Origin of the sequence: Sphingobium ummariense RL-3 (assembly GCF_000447205.1) — a bacterium.
Classification (GTDB): Bacteria; Pseudomonadota; Alphaproteobacteria; order Sphingomonadales; family Sphingomonadaceae; genus Sphingobium; species Sphingobium ummariense.
The window spans coordinates 129,929-147,423 of sequence record NZ_AUWY01000071.1 but is presented as its reverse complement, the minus strand read 5'-3'; the positions used below and the strand labels follow the sequence as shown (position 1 = coordinate 147,423).

General features: G+C 67.1%; 19 protein-coding genes and 1 tRNA gene. 8 read left to right on the top strand and 12 right to left on the bottom strand.

From position 1 onward, the window contains the following. On the bottom strand, positions 1-469 hold a 469-nt coding region (gene purE, locus M529_RS34410; protein ID WP_021317786.1), incomplete at its 3' end, for a 5-(carboxyamino)imidazole ribonucleotide mutase. 108 nt (positions 470-577) lie between these two features. Next, the gene (gpmA, locus tag M529_RS34405) at positions 578-1,264 is read right to left on the bottom strand and encodes a 2,3-diphosphoglycerate-dependent phosphoglycerate mutase (RefSeq protein WP_021317785.1); all 687 of its coding nucleotides are present in this window, start codon (positions 1,262-1,264) and stop codon (positions 578-580) included. A gap of 155 nt (positions 1,265-1,419) precedes the next feature. On the opposite strand from gpmA, the gene sppA reads away from it, so the two are divergent. Then, positions 1,420-3,303, top strand: a complete 1,884-nt coding sequence (sppA, locus tag M529_RS34400) for a signal peptide peptidase SppA (RefSeq protein ID WP_021317784.1) — start codon at positions 1,420-1,422, stop codon at positions 3,301-3,303. Positions 3,304-3,318: 15 nt separating this feature from the next. On the opposite strand, the gene M529_RS34395 is transcribed toward sppA, so the two are convergent. The 5 genes from M529_RS34395 to recR all read right to left on the bottom strand — a co-directional run bounded on the left by M529_RS34395 (position 3,319) and on the right by recR (position 6,803). Further along, positions 3,319-4,455 carry a TolB-like translocation protein gene (locus tag M529_RS34395; protein WP_021317783.1) on the bottom strand — a complete coding sequence of 379 codons (1,137 nt, stop codon included), beginning with the start codon at positions 4,453-4,455 and terminating at the stop codon, positions 3,319-3,321. A 61-nt stretch (positions 4,456-4,516) separates the two neighbouring features. Beyond that, positions 4,517-5,155: a trimeric intracellular cation channel family protein gene (locus M529_RS34390; protein WP_021317782.1), complete on the bottom strand. Its 639-nt coding sequence runs from the start codon at positions 5,153-5,155 to the stop codon at positions 4,517-4,519. Between the two features lie 81 nt (positions 5,156-5,236). Beyond that, entirely contained in the window at positions 5,237-5,599 is a 363-nt protein-coding gene (locus M529_RS34385; protein WP_021317781.1) for a DUF4214 domain-containing protein, read from the bottom strand. A 45-nt stretch (positions 5,600-5,644) separates the two neighbouring features. Further along, positions 5,645-6,175, bottom strand: coding sequence for a peptide deformylase (def, locus tag M529_RS34380; RefSeq protein WP_021317780.1), 531 nt, complete (start codon positions 6,173-6,175; stop codon positions 5,645-5,647). 31 nt (positions 6,176-6,206) lie between these two features. After that, complete coding sequence (recR, locus tag M529_RS34375) at positions 6,207-6,803, bottom strand: recombination mediator RecR (protein WP_021317779.1); 597 nt, start codon at positions 6,801-6,803, stop codon at positions 6,207-6,209. A 54-nt stretch (positions 6,804-6,857) separates the two neighbouring features. On the opposite strand from recR, the gene fmt reads away from it, so the two are divergent. Beyond that, positions 6,858-7,775 (top strand): methionyl-tRNA formyltransferase, encoded by a 918-nt coding sequence (fmt, locus tag M529_RS34370; RefSeq protein WP_021317778.1) that lies wholly within the window; start codon positions 6,858-6,860, stop codon positions 7,773-7,775. Continuing rightward, on the top strand, positions 7,772-8,521 hold the full coding sequence (gene truA / locus M529_RS34365; RefSeq protein WP_021317777.1) for a tRNA pseudouridine(38-40) synthase TruA: 750 nt from the start codon (positions 7,772-7,774) through the stop codon (positions 8,519-8,521). The genes fmt and truA overlap by 4 nt, the downstream gene beginning before the upstream one ends. On the opposite strand, the gene M529_RS34360 is transcribed toward truA, so the two are convergent. Next, positions 8,516-9,235 (bottom strand): queuosine precursor transporter, encoded by a 720-nt coding sequence (locus tag M529_RS34360; RefSeq protein ID WP_021317776.1) that lies wholly within the window; start codon positions 9,233-9,235, stop codon positions 8,516-8,518. The genes truA and M529_RS34360 overlap by 6 nt on opposite strands. 85 nt (positions 9,236-9,320) lie before the next feature. On the opposite strand from M529_RS34360, the gene M529_RS34355 reads away from it, so the two are divergent. Both M529_RS34355 and M529_RS50560 read left to right on the top strand, forming a co-directional pair. Next, positions 9,321-9,397 (top strand) — tRNA-Arg (locus M529_RS34355). Positions 9,398-9,481: 84 nt separating this feature from the next. Further along, on the top strand, positions 9,482-9,613 hold the full coding sequence (locus tag M529_RS50560; protein ID WP_021317775.1) for a hypothetical protein: 132 nt from the start codon (positions 9,482-9,484) through the stop codon (positions 9,611-9,613). A 100-nt stretch (positions 9,614-9,713) separates the two neighbouring features. Here M529_RS50560 and M529_RS34350 read toward each other — a convergent pair whose 3' ends face one another. Next, entirely contained in the window at positions 9,714-10,055 is a 342-nt protein-coding gene (locus M529_RS34350) for an antibiotic biosynthesis monooxygenase family protein (RefSeq protein WP_021317773.1), read from the bottom strand. 85 nt (positions 10,056-10,140) lie between these two features. Next, positions 10,141-10,794 carry a fructose-6-phosphate aldolase gene (gene fsa / locus M529_RS34345; RefSeq protein ID WP_021317772.1) on the bottom strand — a complete coding sequence of 218 codons (654 nt, stop codon included), beginning with the start codon at positions 10,792-10,794 and terminating at the stop codon, positions 10,141-10,143. Between the two features lie 71 nt (positions 10,795-10,865). Here fsa and M529_RS34340 point away from each other — a divergent pair, with 71 nt between their 5' ends. Together M529_RS34340 and M529_RS48355 are read left to right on the top strand one after the other, a co-directional pair. Beyond that, entirely contained in the window at positions 10,866-13,034 is a 2,169-nt protein-coding gene (locus M529_RS34340; protein WP_021317771.1) for a primosomal protein N', read from the top strand. Further along, entirely contained in the window at positions 13,034-13,213 is a 180-nt protein-coding gene (locus tag M529_RS48355; RefSeq protein WP_084491022.1) for a DUF1289 domain-containing protein, read from the top strand. The genes M529_RS34340 and M529_RS48355 overlap by 1 nt, the downstream gene beginning before the upstream one ends. On the opposite strand, the gene M529_RS34335 is transcribed toward M529_RS48355, so the two are convergent. Both M529_RS34335 and ada read right to left on the bottom strand, forming a co-directional pair. Further along, entirely contained in the window at positions 13,155-14,636 is a 1,482-nt protein-coding gene (locus M529_RS34335; protein ID WP_040600660.1) for a type 1 periplasmic-binding domain-containing protein, read from the bottom strand. The genes M529_RS48355 and M529_RS34335 overlap by 59 nt on opposite strands. Before the next feature lie 71 nt (positions 14,637-14,707). After that, on the bottom strand, positions 14,708-15,763 hold the full coding sequence (ada, locus tag M529_RS34330; protein WP_021317769.1) for a bifunctional DNA-binding transcriptional regulator/O6-methylguanine-DNA methyltransferase Ada: 1,056 nt from the start codon (positions 15,761-15,763) through the stop codon (positions 14,708-14,710). A 143-nt stretch (positions 15,764-15,906) separates the two neighbouring features. Between ada and M529_RS34325 the strand changes: the two genes are divergently transcribed. Beyond that, complete coding sequence (locus tag M529_RS34325; RefSeq protein WP_031294914.1) at positions 15,907-17,457, top strand: S1C family serine protease; 1,551 nt, start codon at positions 15,907-15,909, stop codon at positions 17,455-17,457. Positions 17,458-17,495 lie beyond the last annotated feature (38 nt).

Genomic DNA, 17,495 nt, shown 5'->3' with positions numbered 1-17,495 from the left:
CCGCGTCGGTCTGGCGCGCGCGCCAGGCGTCGAGCCGGGCGGCCAGCGCATCGTCGGCGGTGGCGAGGATCGCGGCGGCGAGCAGCGCGGCGTTGATCGCGCCGGGCTTGCCGATCGCCAGCGTGCCGACGGGAATGCCGCCGGGCATCTGGACGATGGAGAGGAGCGAATCCATGCCCTTGAGCGATTTCGATTCCACGGGAACGCCCAGGACGGGCAGGCGAGTCATGGAGGCGGCCATGCCGGGCAGGTGCGCGGCGCCCCCTGCCCCGGCGACGATCACCTTGAGGCCGCGGCTGGCCGCGCCCGTCGCATAGTCATACAGCCGCTGGGGCGTGCGGTGGGCGGACACCACCTTGCATTCATGGGCGACGCCCAGCGCCTCGAGCGTTTCGGATGCGTGACGCATCGTCTCCCAGTCGGAGCGCGAGCCCATGATGATGCCGACCTGCGCGCCGTCCCCGCTCATCCTTCAGCTTCCCCTCGTGGAGCGGCGCCCGCCGCCCGGAAAGCACAGCCCCTTAGCGGGCGGGCAGCGGCGGAGCAAGAATGTGTCACGCAGAAAACCCAGGCGGGTTCAGCGCTCGGAGAGATAGTAGCGATCGGTCGCCGTGAGCGCGTCGTCCAGTTCGTAGACGATCGGCTGGCCGGTCGGGATCTCCAGGCTGGCGATCTCGGCGTCGGAAATGCCCGACAGGTGCTTGACCAGCGCGCGCAGCGAATTGCCATGGGCGGAGATGACGACCCGCTTGCCGGCCTTCAGCTCCGGCGCGATGCGGCTTTCCCAATAGGGAAGGACGCGGGCGATGGTGTCCTTCAGGGACTCGGTCGACGGGATCGCGATGCCGGCATAGCGGCGGTCCTTCGACAGGTCGAATGCGCTGCCCGGCTCCATCGGCGGCGGCGGAATGTCGAAGCTGCGGCGCCAGATCTTCACCTGATCGTCGCCATGCTTCGCCGCGGTCTCCGCCTTGTCGAGGCCCGTGAGGCCGCCATAATGGCGCTCGTTGAGGTGCCAGTCCTTCTCGACCGGCAGCCAGAGGCGGCCCATTTCCTCCAGCACCAGGTTCAGCGTCTTGATCGCGCGCGTCTGGAGCGAGGTGAAGCACAGGTCGAAGTCGAGGCCCTTTTCCGCCAGCAGGCGGCCTGCCGCCCGCGCTTCCTCCGCGCCCTTTTCCGTCACGTCCACGTCCCACCAGCCGGTGAAGCGGTTTTCCAGGTTCCAGGCCGACTGGCCGTGGCGGATGAGGACGAGGGTAGGCATGGGCACGCATCTCCTGCACAAGAGCGGACGGATGGGGCTTCCCATAACGACCAAAATCTCCCGCGCAAGCTTGCCGCGGCGCGCGTCGCACCCACATTGAGGTCCAGCGGGCGATCGGATAGCCCGATGGGACGATTTGTTGGGAGCTGAACCGCGTGGCATTTGTGAAGGGCGCCTGGCGCATACTGGTGGCGATCAAGGACGGGCTGGTCCTGTTGTTCCTGCTGCTGTTCTTCGGCCTGCTCTATGCCGCCCTGTCCTTCTCCCCGCGCCCGGTGCAGGGCGTGAGCAGCGGTGCGCTGCTGCTCGACCTGGACGGCACGATCGTCGAGCAGCCCGAGGAGGTCGGCACCATGGCGCTGCTGACCGGCTCGGGCGACCGGACGAAGGAATATCGCCTGGCCGACATCGTCGCCGCGCTGGAGGCGGCGAAGGGCGACGCGAAGGTGAAGGCGGTGGTCCTGAACCTCGACGGCTTCCTGGGTGGCGGACAGGTCGCGCTGTCGCGAGTCGGCCGCGCGCTGGACGAGGTTCGCGCCGCGAAGAAGCCCGTCCTTGCCTATGCGACGCTCTACAGCGACGACAGCTACCAGCTTGCCGCCCACGCGAGCGAAGCGTGGGTCGACCCGCTGGGCGGCGTCGCCATTATGGGCCGGGGCGGGTCCAACCTCTATTACAAGGGGCTGATCGACAAGCTGGGCGTCAACACCCATGTCTACCGGGTCGGCACCTACAAGAGCTTCGTCGAGCCCTTCATCCGCGCGGACCAGTCCCCCGCCGCCAAGGAAGCCAACCAGGCGCTGGCCGATGCGCTGTGGCAGGACTGGCAGCAGGACGTGGCCAAGGCCCGGCCCAAGGCGAAACTGGCCGCCTATGTGCAGGACCCGGTGGCGGCGGCGCGTTCGACCGGCGGCGACATGGCGAAGGCAGCGCTGGCAGCGGGCCTCGTCGACAAGCTGGGGGATGAAAGCGCCTTCGGCGACCATGTCGCAAAGATCGCGGGCAATCCGGCGGATGACCGCGCCGGCGGCTTCGCGGCGATCGAGCTCAACGGCTACATGCGGGCGCACCGCCCTGCCGACAACGGCCAGATCGGGGTGCTGACGGTCGCCGGCGACATCGTCGACGGCGAGGCCGGGCCGGGGACGGCCGCGGGCGACACCATATCCTCGCTGCTGCTCAAGGCATTGGCGGAGAAAGACCTCGAGGCGCTGGTCGTACGGGTCGATTCGCCGGGCGGATCGGTCATGGCAGCGGAAAAGATCCGCAGCGCCATCATGCAGGCCAAATCCGAAGGGCTGCCGGTCGTCGTTTCGATGGGCAATGTCGCGGCCAGCGGCGGTTATTGGGTATCCACCCCGGCCAGCGTGATCTTCGCGGAGCCCGACACGATCACCGGCTCCATCGGCGTGTTCGGCATCCTGCCGAGCTTCGAGGGAACGCTGGCGAAGATGGGCATCACCACCGACGGCGTGCGCACCACGCCGCTGTCGGGGCAGCCGGACCTGTTCGGCGGCACCACGCCCGCCTTCGACCAGGTGATGCAGATGGGGGTCGAGGACATCTACCGGCGCTTCGTCGGCGTCGTCGCGCAGTCGCGCCGCAAGAGTCCGCAGGCGATCGACGCGATCGCGCAGGGCCGCGTGTGGGACGGCGGAACCGCGCGGCAGATCGGCCTGGTCGACCGCTTCGGCGGGCTGGAAGACGCGATCGCCGAGGCGGCGAAGCTGGCGAAGATCGACCCCGCCAAGGCGCGACCCTATTGGATCGAGAAGGAGCCCGACCAATGGGCCGACTGGATCCAGGCGCTTACCGAGCGCGAATCCGACGATGCCGGCGCGCCCCGCGACATGCTGGCGCGGCAGGCGCTGTTGCAGCGGCGTTGGGCCTGGCAGGCCGTCGCCGACGCGCGGGCCATGGTGACGGGCGCCGGTGTACGGGCGGATTGCCTGGAATGCCGCGGCTTCGGCGCGCCACGAACAGTGGGCGCGTCGGAGCAACGGGGTGTCCTGGGGATGCTGGCAGCGCTGTTACGCTGATCCGCGCCGACTGGCTTAATCCAGCGAAATGAACGCGATCGTCTTGCCGTCCGGCGACCAGGCGCTGCGCGGCAAGGATGCGGCGTTACCCCACAGCTTGACCAGTTCGACGGCCTTGTCGGTTGCCGGCTTGCCATCCACGACGGGGGCCAACCGCAAAACGACGTCCTGCGCCATCGATGGGGTCTTGCCCGGCGTGCCAGTCAGATAGGCGATCGAGCGACCGTCGGGCGACACCTGCCGCGCGATGCCCAGCGCCACTGCCGGGGCCACGAGGCGCGCGGCTTGTTGCGGCGGCTGTGCCGTTTCGACCACGTCGCTGTCCCAAGCCTTGGCGCGGCGCGCCTTACCCTCGCTGCTGAAGTGCACCCACTCGCTGCTGGCCGACCAGCCGGTCATGCTGACTGGCCCGCTGCTGTGATGGATCACCGTCTGTTCGGGCGGGGTGCCGATGTTGATCGTCTGTAGCGTGGTGCCGCCGGGTTTGCGTGTTCCAGCAGGCGCGGCAGCGATCCTGACGTCGCTGAATGCCATCGTCTCGCGCGCTTTCGGGTCGTGGGGGCAGACGCCCAGGCCGATATAATAGGGTCCCGTGATGCGGATCTTGAACGATCCGCCCGCGTGATGCAGCTTGCCGTCCGCGCCGAGCACCGAGAGATAGGCATAGTCCCCGATCTTGGTCAGCCCGACCGTTCCCTGCCGGGGCGTGTTGATCCAGATGAGCCGCGTCTGGCCGCCCTTCACCTCCCGATACTGCAGCGACATCTGCTGATTGCCCATGCGCAGGACATCAACATAGGCGGAATCGGGATCCAGATCCTGCCGCAGCACGATCCCGCCCTTGCGGTGCAGATAGCCGCCGTCGCCGGGCCTGGGCGCTGGCGAAACGAAATCGAGCCGGGTGGTTGCCACCACGTCGCCGGACATGCGCTTCCAGGCGAAATGGAAATCATCGCGATCAGCCCACATATTCTGCCCTGCGGCCGTGATGCGGTAGCGCTGGCGCTGGGGATCATAGCTCGCCTCGCCTGGCGATGCGGGCTGACCTATGTCACGATGATCGATGAATTGGCCGATCGCATTGCCCTGCGCGGCGATGCCCGCTGCCGCGACCGGCAGCGTCGCCGCAATCGCCCACATCATCACCTTCATGCCACTTCCTCCCCATTATTTTGAGGAAGGCTATCACCCGGAGCGCAACCTGTCGTGCCTGTTATTCGTCGCGATATCCGGGCAAGCCCAAGCCCTGGCGGATTGCCACCGCGCGCAAGGCGAAGCCAAGGATCGCAGCGATGACGCCGGCGGTCGGCACGTCGAGGCTCGCCCAGCGCAGGACAACGAATAATCCGGAGGCGAAGGCGGCAGCCGTCACATAGAGTTCCGGCCGCAGCAGGATCGACGGTTCGCCTGCGAGCAGGTCCCGCATGATGCCGCCGACGCAACCGGTGACGACGCCCATCATCGCCGCGACGAAGGGCGGGACGCCGTAGCTCATCGCCTTGGCCGCACCGAACACCGCGAAGGCGGCGAGGCCCACGGCATCCAGCCAATCCAGCGCCCGCTCGCTCCAGAAGGCGCGCGGCGTAAACCATACCACCACCGCGCCGGCCATGCAGGCAATGGCAGGGACGGCGTCATGAACCCAGAAGACAGGCGCACCGATCAGCAGGTCACGCACCGTGCCCCCACCCACTCCGGTCAGCAGCGCGAAAAAGGCGAAAGTGACGAGCGTCTGCCCCAGTCGCGCGGCCGCCAGCGCGCCGGACGTAGCGAAGACGAAGGTGCCGACGATGCTGAGCGTCTCCAGCACCGGGCCGATACTCTGGACGAAGGCGGGAGACTGGGGAAGCATGGCCCGATCTAACGCCGTGTCGCCGTCCGTGTCGAGCGTGCACCTGCCGCACTGGCGCTGGCTGGCTTTTCGAGAGGACCTTCAGCGTGGCGGCGGGAGGCGCTTCACGCTGCCGTCCGCCAGCAACCAACGATAGACCGGCCCGATTACCGGAGCCCGCTTCATCATCGCCCGGCGGACTGCCGCCTGAAGGCCGGGCAGATGCCGCCGGTGCGCTCGCCCCTCTGGCGAACGGCTGATCTGCTTCAGCACGCTGACCTTGGTCTTTCCTGCTTCCATGCGCTGCAGGTAGAATGCGAGTCCTTGGGGATCGGCCTGCCGTTCAAGCAGGGTGATATAGGCCCAGCGCACGAATAGCGCCCCGTCCGCGCGCATCAACTCCTGCGCCGACCGTGCCGGACGCGCTGCCAGGAAAATGTCGAATTCCGAGTGCCGACTCGCCATGGGCTCCGCCCCCCTGCGCGAAGCCTATATCGTTGCACAACCGACTCAAGCGGCCTTGCGGGCCTTGCTCAGCTTCTTGAGCAGCATGTCGCGCTTCAGGCGCGAGAGATGGTCGATGAAGAGGATGCCCTCCAGATGGTCCATCTCATGCTGGAGGCAGGTCGCCAGCAGCCCATCGAGTTGCTCCTCGTGGATCCGGCCTTCGCGGTCCATCCAGCTCGCACGGATGCTCGCGGGGCGCTCGACCTCGGCGAACTGGTCCGGGACCGACAGGCAACCTTCGTTATACACCGAAAGTTCGGCGGAACCCTTGAGAATCTGGGGGTTGATGAAGACCATCGGCTTCTTCACCGGCGGTGCGCCCTCCTCGTCCGATTCCGGCTCCTGCAGGTCGATCACCAGCACCCGCTTGGGCACGCCGACCTGGATCGCGGCAAGGCCGATGCCCGGCGCGTCGTACATCGTGTCGAACATATCGTCGATCAGGCGCTGCAGATCGTCGTCGATCGCCTCCACGGGCGTCGAAATGGTGCGCAGGCGCGGGTCCGGCGCCTCTAGGATCGGAAGGATGGCCATGCGTCGAACATAGGCGGAACGCAGAGATTCTTCAACCCACCGGGCGCCGGGCGCGGAGGGCCTGGGCGAGCGTGCCTTCGTCGAGATAGTCCAGCTCTCCGCCGACGGGAACGCCGTGGGCGAGCTGGGTCAGGCGGACCGGGAATCGCTCCAGCCGCTCGGCGAGATAATGGGCGGTGGTCTGCCCTTCCAGCGTGGCGTTCATCGCCAGCACCACTTCATCGATGCCGCCCTGTTCGACCCGGGCGATCAGGGAGTCGATGCCCAGATCCTCCGGCCTTATGCCTTCCAGCGCCGAAAGCCGCCCGCCAAGCACATGAAAACGACCGGGAAAGAGGCGCGACTTGTCGAGCGCCCAGAGGTCGGCGACATCCTCCACCACGCACAGGGCGCGCGCATCGCGGCGCGGATCGACGCATATGCCGCAGGGATCGACCGTGTCGACATTGCCGCAGACGGCGCATGTCACCAGCCGATCGTTGACCGCCTCCAGCGCGCGCAGCAGCGGCTCCATCGCGCTCTCGCGCTTCTTCAGCAGGTGCAGCACCGCGCGCCGCGCCGAGCGCGGACCAAGCCCAGGCAGGCGGGACAGCGCCTGGGTGAGCGCATCGATCTCGGGAGAAGCCATGGAACCGAGATAAGGGCTTGCAAGTCGTGCATACAAGGGGTTTGAGAGGCCGCCATGCGCATCGTCTATATGGGAACCCCGGACTTCGCCGTCCCGGCGCTCGACGCCTTGGCCCGGGCGGGCCATGAGATCGTCGCGGTCTACAGCCAGCCGCCCCGTCCCGCCGGCCGGGGCAAGGTGCTGCGCCCATCCCCGGTGCACCAGCGGGCGGAAGCGATGGGGATCGCGGTGCGCACGCCGCTGACGCTGCGGGACGCGGAAGTGCAGGCGGCGTTCGCGGCACTGCACGCCGATGTCGCGGTGGTTGCGGCCTATGGGCTGATCCTGCCCGGCGCGATCCTGCAGGCGCCACGTTTAGGCTGCCTCAACATCCACGCGTCGCTGCTGCCGCGCTGGCGCGGAGCGGCGCCGATCCAGCGCGCCATCCTGGCGGGCGACAACCTGACCGGCGTCACCATCATGGACATGGAGGCCGGGCTCGACACAGGGCCGATGCGCGCCAAACATGTGACGCCGATCGAGGACAAGACCGCTGGCGCACTGACGCAGGAGCTGGCGCAGGCCGGCGCGAAGCTGATGGTCGAGGTGCTGGACGATCTGGCGCTTCATCCCCCCATGGCCCAGCCGGAGGACGGCGTCACCTACGCCGCGAAGATCGAGAAGGCCGAGGCGCGGATCGACTTTTCCCGCGACGCGCACCAGATCGAACGGCAGGTGCGGGCCTTCAACCCCTTTCCCGGCGCCTTCTTCGAATATCGGGGCGAGCGGTTCCGCGTCCTCGCCGCCCATGTCGAGGAGCATCAGGGGCCGGCCGGCGAACTGCTCGACCACAGCCTGCTCATCGGCTGCGGCCATGGCGCGATCCGCCCGACGCTGATCCAGCGGGCGGGCAAGGGGGCGATGTCGGCCGGCGAGCTGCTGCGAGGCTATGACATGCCGGCGGGCAGCCGGGTGGACGACGGAGCCGCATGACGCGCTTCGCCTTCACCGTCGAATTTGACGGGCGCCCCTTCATGGGCTGGCAGCGGCAGGCGCACGGGCCCAGCGTGCAGCAGGCGATCGAAGATGCGATCGCTTCCGTCACGAGCGAGGCGGTCGCGGTCCATGCCGCGGGGCGCACCGATGCCGGCGTGCACGGGATCGCGATGCGCGCCCATGCCGACATCGCCAAGGAGATCGCGCCGTTCCGCCTGATGGAGGCGCTCAACGCGCGGCTGCGGCCGGACCCCGTCGCGATCCTTGCCTGCGAGGCGGTGGCGGACGACTGGCATGCGCGCTTTTCCTGCACCGGCCGTTCCTATGTCTATCGCATCGTCAACCGGCGCGCGCCGCTGACCTGGGAGAACGGCCTTGCCTGGCGGGTGATCCAGCCGCTCGACGCGGCGGCGATGCACGGTGCGGCCCAAGTCCTTGTCGGATTGCACGACTTCACCACCTTCCGGTCGGTCCATTGCCAGTCGGCGAGCCCGGTCAAGACACTCGACCGACTCTCCGTCGAGCGGGAGGGGGACCGGGTGAGCATCCACGCCGCCGCGCGATCCTTCCTGCATCATCAGGTGCGCTCGATGGTGGGATGCCTTGCCATGGTCGGCATGGGGCGCTGGAGCGCGGACGACCTGCGCGCGGCGCTGGAGGCGCGGGATCGCGCCGCGCTGGCGCTCAACGCGCCGCCCGACGGCCTCTATTTCGTGCGGGCGACCTATCCCGGCGAATCATAGCCGGGTGCGGAACGGGGTGAAGTCGGTGCCGGCGTCGTAGACGTCGAGGCCCTCGCGGCGCTTGATCGTGTTCACGATCACATAGGTGACGGGGGTCAAGACGACTTCCCAGCCGACCTTCAGCATCCAGTTGGTGACCATCACGGTCAGCACCTGCGCGGTCGTCCAGTGGCCATAGAAGGCGAGCGGGTAGAAGATCAGGCTGTCGACCCCTTCCCCCACGATCGTCGAACCGATCGTGCGCGCCCACAGATGCCGGCCCCCGGTCATCAGCTTCATCTTCGCGAGCACGAAGCTGTTGGTGAACTCGCCCGCCCAGAAGGCGGTGACCGAGGCGAAGACAATCCGCCAGGTGCTGCCGAACACCGCCTCATAGGCGCCCTGGTCGGGCCAGCCCGCCGCGGGCGGCAGCGAGACGACCACCCAGCTCATCACCGCCATGAACAGCATCGCGGCGAATCCCGCCCAGACGCAGCGCCGCGCCCTGGCATAGCCGTAGACTTCCGTCAGCACATCCCCCAGCACATAGCCCAGCGGGAAGAAGAGGATGCCCGCGCCGAAGGTGAAGCCACCCAGCGTCGAAAGCTTCGCCGCGCCGATCAGGTTGGACAAAAGCAATATGGCGACGAAGGCCGCCATGAAGAAATCATAATAGCGCAACGGACGCGCACCCAGCGCAACCGCCTTGACCTTCTGGATGCCCGCCTCGCTCATGACCGCCATGCTTATCGGTGTGACCGGCGATTGCAACGCCGCGATGATTGCGCCCGGCGCCAAGCCCCGCTATCGGCCGGACGACGGCCCCGTAGCTCAGCCGGATAGAGCATTCGCCTTCTAAGCGAATGGTCGCAGGTTCGAATCCTGCCGGGGTCGCCATCTGGTGGAGTGAACGAAGCGGTTCATCAGTCAGAGCGGAAAATTGCGTGAGCGCTGGTCGCCTCCCCATGCCATATTCGCGGCATGAGAAAGATCGAGAAAGCCATCGCCGTGCCGATCGCGCACATGGTCCATCCCGCAGAACTCGCGCTGGGCGGCGCGATCGCTCTGGCGGGTGTCGCGCTGATGCTGGGGCAGATCGCCGCGTCGCTGTAAACTGCTCAGCCGCCCCAGTTGATCGCCATCATCACAAGGCCGATGATCATCACCATGAAGGCGAAGGGCAGGAAGCTGTAGTCCGGCTTGTTGGGATCGCTCATGCCTTGCCTTCCTCTTGTCCTGTTCGCCGCAGCAGGTCGTCTGTGACCGTCATGGTAAAGATCGGGTCCGCGTCCGACGGCACCTCGGCTATGGCGTCGACGAAGGCCGCGCGCGTTTCCGGATCGTCATAGACCATCTTCCGGTCGAACGCAGCGCGCCAGGTCATTTCGTCCGGCCATTCCGCATAGCCAACGAAGCGGCCGTCCGCGTCACGGTGAAGCCGCGACCCATAGCTGCCATAGCGCGCCCGGATCAGGTCCGTGCCCCGTCTCCAGGCCCGGCGGAACTGATCTTCCTTACCGGGATGGACCCGCCACCAGTAAACCGCGACGAACATCGGCTCGCTCCTTTCCCGGGGAAGAATGTCCCGGGGAAGAATGAGCCGGATCGGGCGCGGGTTCCAGTCCCGCGCCCTTTTACCATCACAGGATGGTCTGACCAGTCTTGGCCCAGTCGGCCGCGAAGGCTTCCAGCCCCTTGTCGGTCAGCACATGCTTGGAGAGCATGCGGATGACGGCCGGGGGCGCCGTGATGACATCGGCACCGATCTTCGCGCATTCCAGCACATGGATGGGATGGCGCAGCGAGGCGGCGAGGATTTCCGTGTCGAACTGATAATTGTCGTAGATCAGGCGGATGTCCTCGATCAGCTTGATGCCGTCGAAGCTGTTGTCGTCATGCCGCCCGACGAAGGGCGAGATGAAGGTCGCGCCAGCCTTCGCGGCGAGCAACGCCTGATTGGCGGAGAAGCACAGGGTGACGTTGACCATCACGCCCTCGCCCGTCAGCGCCTTGCAGGTCTTCAGGCCATCGATGGTGAGCGGCACCTTGATGCAGACATTGTCGGCGATCTTCCTGAGGATGGCCGCTTCCTTCATCATCGTCTCATGGTCGAGCGCCACGACCTCAGCCGAGACGGGACCATCGACGATGCCGCAAATCTCCTCGACCACTTCCAGGAACTGCCGGCCCGATTTGTGGATCAAGGTGGGATTGGTGGTGACGCCGTCGAGCAGGCCGGTCGCGGCCAGATCGCGGATGTCCGCGGTGTCCGCGGTGTCGACGAAGAATTTCATGACGATGCTGCCTCTGCTGATTCGTTGACGGCGCTATAGCGTCTCCGGCCAAGTCTGTCCTACAGGGACGCATGGCCCGTGCCCGTGTCCTCCTGCTGAACGCCCCCCTGGGTCCGCTCGACTATCGCGTACCGCACGGGATGAGCGCGCCGCCGGGCAGCATCGTCGTCGCGCCGCTGGGGCCGCGACAGCTGATCGGCGTCGTCTGGGAGGAGGATGCCTTTCCGGATGTGGAGAGCGTCTGCGACAATCGCCTGCGCAACCTGCTGGAGGTGGTCGATGCGCCGCCGCTGCCCGAGCCGCTGCGCCGGCTGATCGAATGGACGGCGGACTATTATCTGGCGCCGCCCGCGGCCGTGCTGCGCATGGCGCTGGCATCGATGTCGGCGCTGGAGGGCGCGCGCACGGTCATCGAATATCGCGCCACCGGCACCCTGCCCGACCGCATGACCGAGCAGCGCACGCAGGCGATGGAGCGGATCGGCGAACGGCAGGGGCTGATCCGCGAACTGGCGATGATCGGCGGGGTGAGCGATGCTGTGATCCGGGGTCTCGTCAAGGCGGGTGCCTTCGAGGCGGTCGAGGTGAGCATCGACACGCCCTTCCCCGAGCCGGATCCCGACCATGCCCCCCCAGCCTTGTCCACGGAGCAGCAGGCGGCGGCCTCGCGCTTCGTGACCGCAGTTCATGATCGCGACTTCGCGCCCTTCCTGCTCGACGGGGTGACGGGGTCGGGCAAGACGGAGGTCTATTTCGAGGCGATCGCGGCGGCGATCCGGGAAGGGCGGCAGGTTCTGGTGCTGTTGCCGGAGATCGCGCTGACCGAGCCTTTCCTCGAGCGATTCGAAAAGCGTTTCGGTACGGTGCCGGTCAACTGGCACAGCGGCCTGCGGCAAAGCGAGCGGCGCCGGGCCTGGCGCGCCATCGCGGCGGGTGAGGCCCGGGTCGTGGTCGGTGCCCGTTCCGCGCTGTTCCTGCCCTATCCCAATCTCGGCCTCATCATCGTGGACGAGGCGCATGAGGCGAGCTTCAAGCAGGAGGATGGGGTCCATTACCACGCACGCGACGTGGCGGTGATGCGCGGGCTGATCGAGAAATTCCCGGTCGTGCTGGCGTCCGCCACGCCCGCGATCGAGACCCGCCATCAGGTCGAACTGGGCCGCTATGAGGAGATCAGGCTGCCCGCGCGCTATGGCGGCGCCGAGATGCCGCGGATCGAAGGCATCAACCTGCTCACCGACCCGCCCGAACGGGGCCGCTGGATCGCGCCGCCGCTGGTGCGCGCGATCGACGAGACGCTGGAGGAGGGGGAGCAGAGCCTGCTCTTCCTCAACCGTCGCGGTTATGCGCCGCTGACGCTGTGCCGCCATTGCGGCTATCGCTTCCAGTGCCCCAACTGCACCGCATGGATGGTCGAGCATCGACTGACCCGGCGCCTCGCCTGCCATCATTGCGGTCATGTGATCCCCTCCCCCCGCTTCTGCCCGGAATGCAAGGAGGAGGATTCGCTGGTTGCCTGCGGCCCCGGCGTCGAGCGCATCGCCGACGAGGTCAAGGCGCTCTGGCCGCAGGCGCGCACGGCCATCGTCACGTCGGACACGCTCTGGTCGCCGGCCAAGGTCGCCGAGTTCGTGAAGTCGGTGGAGGCCGGCGCGGTCGATATCATCGTCGGCACGCAGCTCGTGACGAAGGGCTATCATTTCCCCAACCTCACGCTCGTCGGGGTGATCGACGCCGACCTCGGGCTGGAAGGCGGCGACCTGCGCGCGTCGGAGCGGACCTTCCAGCAGATCGTCCAGGTGGCGGGGCGCGCCGGGCGCGGGCAGAAACCGGGCCGCGTGTTCATCCAGACGCGCATGCCTGAAAGCGAGGTGATCCAGGCGCTGATCGCGGGGGATGCCGAGCGCTTCTATGCGGTGGAGACCGAAAATCGCCGTCGCGCCAACGCCCCGCCCTTCGGCCGCTTCGCCGCGATCATCGTGTCGAGCGAGGATGCCGACGAGGCCGCGCAGGTTGCCCGCCTGATCGGCAAGTCGGCGCCCACGATCGATGGCATGCGGGTCTATGGCCCTGCCCCCGCCCCGCTGGCGGTGCTGCGCGGGCGGCACCGGCACCGCCTGTTGGTCCACGCGACGCGGCAGGTCGACGTGCAGGGTGCGATCCGCGAATGGCTGTCCGACATCGTCTGGAAATCGGGCACGCGCGTCGCGGTGGACGTCGATCCCTATAGCTTTATGTGATGGAAAGCCCCTGCCGCAATCTGTGCAGCCTGAACGCGGAGCGGGTCTGCACCGGCTGCGGCCGGACCATCGACGAGATCGTTTATTGGCGGAGCATGACAGACGAGGAGCGCCGGGCCGTCATGGTGCGGCTGGCTTCGTTTTCGCCGCCTGTGCGTCGAGCTCCGCCTTCAGCTTAAGGGCGGCGTCTCGCATCTCCGACCCGTGCGGGGAATAGGCGATGGGATCGAGCAACTGCGAGGCCCGCGCATAATTGCCCCGCGCGGCCTCGGCATGGGCATAGGTGAAGCGATAGTCGGGATTCTGCGGCAGCAGCGTGAAGGCCTTGTAAAGCCCGTCATAGCCGATCGCCGGCATCGGTCCGCCCTTCATCACGTTGTAGCGATAGAAAAGCTCGAGCGGCACGGGGTCTTCGGTGTCGGCGCGGTTCGCCCTGACGATGGCGGACAGTGCCGCCTTCCAGTCTCCCGGCGTGTTACTGTCGTGCGCGCGGTCCAGCAGCGCCTCGGCCCGCACGGCATGGGCGCGCGAAAGGCCCGGGTTGAGCGCGACCGCGCGATCGGCATCAGCGAGCGCTCTAGCCTTGTCCTCCGCCTTCCATTCCGCTTCCGCAAGGAGGGCCGCGGCATAGGCGCTGTCCGGGAATTTGACCGCGATGGCGCGAATTGCGTTCACCAGCCCGGGCAGGTCCTCGGTCTTCGGATGGTTCATGAGCCGCAGCTCATCTTCGGTCAGCGCGCCCTGCGCCGGATCGACGGGGCTGACCGTGATCGTACCGATGGTCATGGTCTTGGTTTTGAGCGACGAGGCTGAAAGCCGGTGCCGCATGTATATTTTGAGATCCTTCTCCAGCCCCTCCAGGCCCCCGGCGAAATAGGCGTCGGGCTGAAGATCGGGAACGCCGTTGGCCAGGTCGGTGAGGTAGCGCTTCATCTCGGCGCGTCGCGTATTCTCATACTGAAAATAATGAGTCAGCAGCCAGGCGGTGCCGTAATAGCGATCGCCGTCCCGCAGGCTGAGGCCGTCAGTGTCCCGCGCGAAGAGATTCTTCACGGGATAGGGCGAGTTGAGGACCAGGCCGGGAACCCGGGCCATCGGTATATGGCCGAACTCGATCGAGCCGTCCTTCGGAAACTTCACCACGGAGAAGAATTCGGCGAAGCCCTCCACATACCAGGCGGGATAGGCGGCCGGGAAATGATGCAGCATGAAGTGATGCGTATATTCGTGGAAGAGGATTTCTTCCGCGCCGAAATCGAACTTGCTGGCCTTGCCACCGCGCGACAGCACCGCAAAGGCAGTGCGATCGGAGGTGGTGTAAAAACCTGCAATGTTCGGGTTGTGCGCAAGGGCCTGCACCTTGTCGTCCCTCGACAGCAGGTAGACCGTGACCGGACTGCCCTGCTCGGGATCCGCAATGCCTGTCACCGTGCGCAACAGATAGTCGAATTTCTCCAGCCGCTCGGCAAAGCCGCGCAACCTTTCGTCATTGCCCTCGCTATAGACGGTAAAGTGACGGCTTTGCGCCTTCCACCAGGCCGCCTGCGCGCTGCCAGGCGCCAGTGCCGCAAGACCCGCCAGCAGCAGCCATATCCGAATCATCCGCATGCCCCGCGGCTCTCCCACATCCCATTCCCTTGTTGGAACGCCGCAGCGAGGAAAGAAAGGCGGATTCAGCGTTCGCGTTCGAGCAGCGCTTTTTTCCTTGCTGTCCCATATGCATAGCCGCCGAGACTGCCATCGCCGCGCAGGACGCGATGGCAGGGGATGAGCACGGCGAGGTTGTTCCCGCCGCACGCGGTTCCGGCCGCGCGCACCGCGGCGGGATTGCCCGCCATTGCTGCGATCTCGCCATAGCTGCGCGTCTCGCCCGGCGGGATCGAGCGGAGCGCGGCCCAGACCGCCTGCTGGAAATGCGTGCCCTGCACATCCATCGGTAGATCGGCCGGCCTGCGTGGGTTGTCGACCAGCGCCCGCACCTGATCGGCGAGCGCCGTGAAGGCGGGATCGGGCGGCTGAAGGTCGGCGTGGGGGAAGCGGCTGCGCAGATCCTCCACGCCCTCGTCGAAGCTGATGCGGCAAAGCCCCTTTGCGGTCGCGGCGACAAGCATCGGCCCGAGGCTGGTGTCGAGCACGGCATGGCGGATCACCGCACCGCGCCCGCCGTCCCGCCAGGCACTGGGGCTCATGCCCAGATGACGATCGGCATCGGCATAGGCGCGGCTGGGGGCGTTGTAGCCGGCTTCGTAGATCGCGTCGGTCACGGTGCCCTCGCCCGCCAGCGCCGCCTTCAGACGGTCCGCGCGGATGGCCCGCGCATAGGCGGCGGGGGTCAGGCCGGTTTCGCGCTTGAACAGGCGATGGAAATGGTGCGGCGCATAGCCGACGTGCGACGCGATCTCGTCAAGGCGGGGCGGTTCCTCCGCCTGCGCCATCATCCGCATCGCCTTCTCCACCGCCAGCCGGTCGCGTCCCACCTCGTCGGGATGGCAGCGCAGGCAGGCGCGAAAGCCCGCCGCGCGCGCGGCCGCCGGGTCGGGATAGAAGGCCATGTTCTCACGCCGGGGGTGGCGCGCGGCGCAGCTTGGCTTGCAATAGATGCCGGTCGTCCGCACGGCGCCCACGAAGCGCCCGTCCTGCGCGCGGTCTCGGCGCAGGAAGGCATCCCAGCAGGCTTCGGGATCAAGGGCTGCGAAAGCCGGGGGGTCGATGGCGGTCATCTGGTTCATGCATATGGTATAGGCCGAGCGCCTTGGCCATGCTTCCCGTCTCTTGCTGTCAAAACCGGGCCTATGCCTTGCCGGGACCAGCCGCGACATAGGTTGTTTTCCCGGTTGCCTAACGCTGCCCTTAGCATATGTATGCGCGCGCCATGGTCGCCCTGTTCCGCCGTCTCAGCCTGCTCCTCCTCCTGCTCGCTCCGGCCGGCGCCGCACATGCGGAACAGCAGGATATCGCCGCCGCTGCGCGGGGCGTCGTCCGCGTCGTGCTGGTGGCGACCGATGGATCGGAGGCGTATTTCGTCGGCCACGGGAGCGGCTTCGCGGTCGCGCCGGACAAGGTGCTGACCAACGCCCATGTCGTGGAGCTGACCCGCGAGGAAAAGAATCTCGTCATCGGCGTCATCCCGTCGGAAGGCACCAAGACCTATGGCGGCCATGTGATCGCCTATTCGCCCGGCAACGACCTGGCCCTGATCCAGCTGGACGAAGGGCGCCTGCCGGTCAGCACCTTCTACGCCGGGGCGGTGAGCGACGGCCAGCACGTGACGGCGATCGGCTATCCGGGCACGGTGGACCGCGCGCAAGGCCTGGGGCTCAAGCAGCTGGTCGAGCCGATGGGGACGGTCAAGACCAGCGGCAACGTCTCTTCCGGTCGGTCGACGCAGAATTTCGACACCGTTCTCCACACCGCGCCGCTCGCGGCGGGCAACAGCGGCGGGCCGCTGGTCGACGATTGCGGCAGGGTTCTGGGCGTCAACAGCTTCGGCTCCGTGTCGGACGGCAATGATGCGGAGTTCGGGTTCGCGGTGTCCTGGCGCGAGGTCGCCTCCTTCCTGCGGCAGGCGGGAGTATCCTCGCTGCACACCATCGTGCCGTGCCGTTCCATGGCGGAGGCGGATGCCGCAGCCGCTGCTATCGATCAGCGTGAGGCGCAGGCCAACGAGGAATCGAGCCGGTCACGGGAGGAAAAGCGGGACGCGGAGATCGCCCAGGCGCGCGATGTCGCCGAGCATGAGGTTCTTTCCGCACGCGAGAATGCGATGGCGGGCGCTGCCGTCCTCCTCGCCTTTGCTGTCCTGGGACTGGGTGCGGGTGGCCTGTTCTACAGCCAGGGGCGGGAGAAACGGGCGACCTGGTTCCTGGCGGGCGGCGGCGTGCTGCTGTTCGGGGCGCTGGGCCTCTTCTTCCTGAAGCCCAGCTTCTCGTCCATCGACGAACGGATGAAGCTGCCCGACGACGGCACGGCCGTCACCAACGGCGCCTTCGCCTGGGCAGGAGACAATATCTGCCGGCTGGACCTGAGCCGCAGTCGCCTGACGGTATCTCCGCCCAATGACGCGCCTCTGAACTGGGCGGAAGGCGGCTGCGTCAACGGCGATACGCAATATATCGAGAGCGGCACGCGATGGGAGCGCGCCGTCGTCCCCGCGGAAGGCAATTTCGTCAGCCGATCAAGCTTCGACCCGGCGACCGGCACGTTGCGGGTCGAGCGCTGGCTGCCCGACATCGACACGATGGAGAAGGCCCGGGCGCTGCTGGCCGACGGTCCCGCCAAGGGGTGCAGCGCCAACCCGGAGCAGCGGGCCCGCATCGCGACGCTGCGCAACGACCTTTCCGCACTGTTGCCGGCGCAGCCGAACGAGCGGCTGGTCTACCATTGCCAGAAGGGTCGGCTGACGCCGTCCGACCCTGCCCCCTGACCCTTTGGGTTGCGCGACAAAACTCAGTCAAAATCGGT

Bases quoted from the DNA above. Each gene is read 5' to 3' on its own strand.
- M529_RS50560 (WP_021317775.1), top strand. From the start codon at position 9,482: ATGAGAAAGATCGAGAAAGCCATCGCCGTGCCGATCGCGCACATGGTC.
- fmt (WP_021317778.1), top strand. From the start codon at position 6,858: ATGCGCATCGTCTATATGGGAACCCCGGACTTCGCCGTCCCGGCGCTC.
- fsa (WP_021317772.1), bottom strand. From the start codon at position 10,794: ATGAAATTCTTCGTCGACACCGCGGACACCGCGGACATCCGCGATCTG.
- M529_RS34335 (WP_040600660.1), bottom strand. From the start codon at position 14,636: ATGATTCGGATATGGCTGCTGCTGGCGGGTCTTGCGGCACTGGCGCCT.
- M529_RS34385 (WP_021317781.1), bottom strand. From the start codon at position 5,599: ATGGCGAGTCGGCACTCGGAATTCGACATTTTCCTGGCAGCGCGTCCG.
- M529_RS34395 (WP_021317783.1), bottom strand. From the start codon at position 4,455: ATGAAGGTGATGATGTGGGCGATTGCGGCGACGCTGCCGGTCGCGGCA.
- M529_RS34340 (WP_021317771.1), top strand. From the start codon at position 10,866: ATGGCCCGTGCCCGTGTCCTCCTGCTGAACGCCCCCCTGGGTCCGCTC.
- gpmA (WP_021317785.1), bottom strand. From the start codon at position 1,264: ATGCCTACCCTCGTCCTCATCCGCCACGGCCAGTCGGCCTGGAACCTG.
- M529_RS34360 (WP_021317776.1), bottom strand. From the start codon at position 9,235: ATGAGCGAGGCGGGCATCCAGAAGGTCAAGGCGGTTGCGCTGGGTGCG.
- ada (WP_021317769.1), bottom strand. From the start codon at position 15,763: ATGAACCAGATGACCGCCATCGACCCCCCGGCTTTCGCAGCCCTTGAT.
- M529_RS48355 (WP_084491022.1), top strand. From the start codon at position 13,034: ATGGAAAGCCCCTGCCGCAATCTGTGCAGCCTGAACGCGGAGCGGGTC.
- M529_RS34350 (WP_021317773.1), bottom strand. From the start codon at position 10,055: ATGTTCGTCGCGGTTTACTGGTGGCGGGTCCATCCCGGTAAGGAAGAT.
- M529_RS34325 (WP_031294914.1), top strand. From the start codon at position 15,907: ATGGTCGCCCTGTTCCGCCGTCTCAGCCTGCTCCTCCTCCTGCTCGCT.
- def (WP_021317780.1), bottom strand. From the start codon at position 6,175: ATGGCCATCCTTCCGATCCTAGAGGCGCCGGACCCGCGCCTGCGCACC.
- M529_RS34390 (WP_021317782.1), bottom strand. From the start codon at position 5,155: ATGCTTCCCCAGTCTCCCGCCTTCGTCCAGAGTATCGGCCCGGTGCTG.
- recR (WP_021317779.1), bottom strand. From the start codon at position 6,803: ATGGCTTCTCCCGAGATCGATGCGCTCACCCAGGCGCTGTCCCGCCTG.
- truA (WP_021317777.1), top strand. From the start codon at position 7,772: ATGACGCGCTTCGCCTTCACCGTCGAATTTGACGGGCGCCCCTTCATG.